This is a genomic window from Pontibacterium sp. (assembly GCF_041587635.1).
Lineage (GTDB): Bacteria > Pseudomonadota > Gammaproteobacteria > Pseudomonadales > Balneatricaceae > Pontibacterium.
In genome coordinates this window covers 1-2476 of sequence record NZ_JBFGYC010000578.1, presented here as the reverse complement: position 1 = coordinate 2476, position 2476 = coordinate 1, and the positions used below count along the sequence as shown (strand labels likewise).

Genomic DNA, 2476 nt, shown 5'->3' with positions numbered 1-2476 from the left:
GGCAAAGTGTTGTGCGAGTTGTGCGCGACGTAATCGTTTTTGCTTGATGTCACGACAGTGTTGATTCAACACCACAAGATGAAAGATATTTTTTGCTAAATCGAGTCCAATCACACTAGGCTTAATCATGGTCTCCTCCTATGTATCCACCAGATAGTGATATGTATAGTTCTATCTTGGCGCATTGTGACGCCGTAGGACGGGAGGAGACCATCTCATCAACCTAAAACGGAAAAACCACCGGTATCATCAACACCGCCGTTACACTATACGCCACCAACACCGGCGCACCCGCTCTAAAATAATCCCGAATGCTATACCGCCCAACACTGAACACCATCAGATTGGTCTGATACCCATACGGCGACAAGAAACTCGCACTCGCCCCAAAAGCCACCGCCATAAAAAACGGATACGGACTCACACCCCACTGCTGTGCAACCGACAGCGCAATCGGAAACACCAACGCCGCAGCTGCGTTATTGGTGACTAACTCGGTCAGCAACCAAGTCACCACAAATACCCCAATATAAGCGCCATACACGCCAAAACTACCGAATACGCTGTTAACAATGGATGCAATATCCGCAGCCACACCGGTACTCACCATCGCCTGAGCCAATCCCAGCGCGCCTCCGATCACCAAGACCAACTCAAACGGAAAGCGACGACGCAACTCATCCAACGTCACCAACTTCAAGGCCACAAACAGTACTAGCAATACCAATAACGCTTTAAAGAAGGAAACCACACCCACAGCCGCCAAACCAATAGCCGTAAGAAAACCACCAATCACCCCCACGCTCGGCCATAATCCAAGCAACGTACGGTTTTCAACACCACCAACAATGACAAAGTTTCGCGCCAAGTTATCTCGTGCTTTAAAGTCAGGCCCAACCGCCAAAACCAGCTCGTCACCCGCCCTTAGCTCAAGCCGCCCTAACCCACCTTCAATTCGCGACTCACCACGCCTAACAGCGACAACCGCCGCATCGAAACGCGAACGAAAATCCGACTCTTTAACCGTCCGCCCCAGCAAGATGGAAGACGGCGAAACAACCACTTCTACGAGATTATGCCGGATCAAATCCTGATGATTCTCCTGGGATTCCAACCCCTCAATATCCTCAAGCAAGAACACAGCGCCAGGATCGCCTGAAAACACCAGAATATCGCGTTCTTTGATAACCTCTTCCGGACCAACCGGAGAGATAACTGCATCCTCACGAATAACGTCGACCAGATAAAGCTTCTCCAGATTGCGCAAGCCGTTTTCGACCACCGAACGACCAACCAAAGGCGATCCGACCGACACGATTCGCTCTAGAAAATACTCTGAAACATCTGCATCACTATTCTGCAGCGGATGAGAGGGTAATAAGCGCCCCGAAACGAAAACCAACACCAATAAGGAAACGACAAAAACGATACCGCCCACCACTGTGAAATCCAGAAATCCAAACGATTGCATGCCTGCCTGATCAATAAAACTGTTCACAATCAGGTTGGTACTCGTGCCAATCAGGGTAAGCATCCCACCCAGAATAGAGGCATAAGATAGAGGTAATAGCAGTTTTGATCCTAGAATCCCAGACTGTTTACGCAGCGGCCCCATCAACGCTGCTACTACAGCGGTATTATTAAGAAATGCAGAGGTAATGCCAGAAAAAAGACCCAGCCGAAACAGTATGCTTTTCAGCCCGCCCTGAACAACCTGTCGCGCCACATAGGAAAGCAGAACCGTTTTTTCCAATACCAGCGAGAGCAGGAGCAACACGACTAACGTCAGCAGAGAGCTGTTCACGTAATTGATGGAAAGTTCTTCGAAAGGGATAACGCCAGTAACGTACAGAAACGTTACTACCACAGAAAAGATAATAAGCGGACGCAGGCGTGAAAAAATCAACGCCCCTATAACGCCCGCTAAGGATATAATCACCGAAATGTACTGTAGCGATGTCGGTAGTTCCATCTATGACCCGGTTCAAACGAAGAGTTTATTGCCCTATGGGAAACTTACCTAAATAGGCCCGCATTTATGAATATCGAGCTTACTTGAAAGGTTTAGTGCCTTACTTATTATCCACGTAACTTGCGAATAGAAAAATCAAGTCCGCCCGTAGTCATCGGCATAACGGATAATATCATCCTCTCCCAGATATTCGCCTGATTGTATCTCTATAATCTCCAACGGCACCTCCCCAGGATTACGCAATTGATGGGTTTCTCCAAGCGGAATGTAAGTAGATTGATTCTCTGAAAGCAACATCAGCTTATCTCCACAACGCACCTCAGCAGTCCCACTCACAACCACCCAGTGCTCTGCTCGATAATGATGCATCTGAAGTGAAAGTTTTTCCCCTGGATTCACCGTTATATGTTTAACCAGATAGCGATCACCGTCATCAATAGAGTCAAATTTACCCCAAGGTCGGTAAACCTCCCGATGCTGAAGGTATTCAGATCTTTCGTGAGC

The 2476-nt window shown here is 48.1% G+C and carries 2 protein-coding genes; both read right to left on the bottom strand.

The window, feature by feature from the left end:
* Positions 1–223: 223 nt before the first annotated feature.
* The gene (locus ABYW01_RS19305; protein ID WP_372835972.1) at positions 224–1972 is read right to left on the bottom strand and encodes an SLC13 family permease; all 1749 of its coding nucleotides are present in this window, start codon (positions 1970–1972) and stop codon (positions 224–226) included.
* A 135-nt stretch (positions 1973–2107) separates the two neighbouring features.
* Positions 2108–2476 (bottom strand): cupin domain-containing protein (locus tag ABYW01_RS19300; RefSeq protein WP_372835970.1); only part of this gene is annotated, 369 nt, incomplete at its 5' end.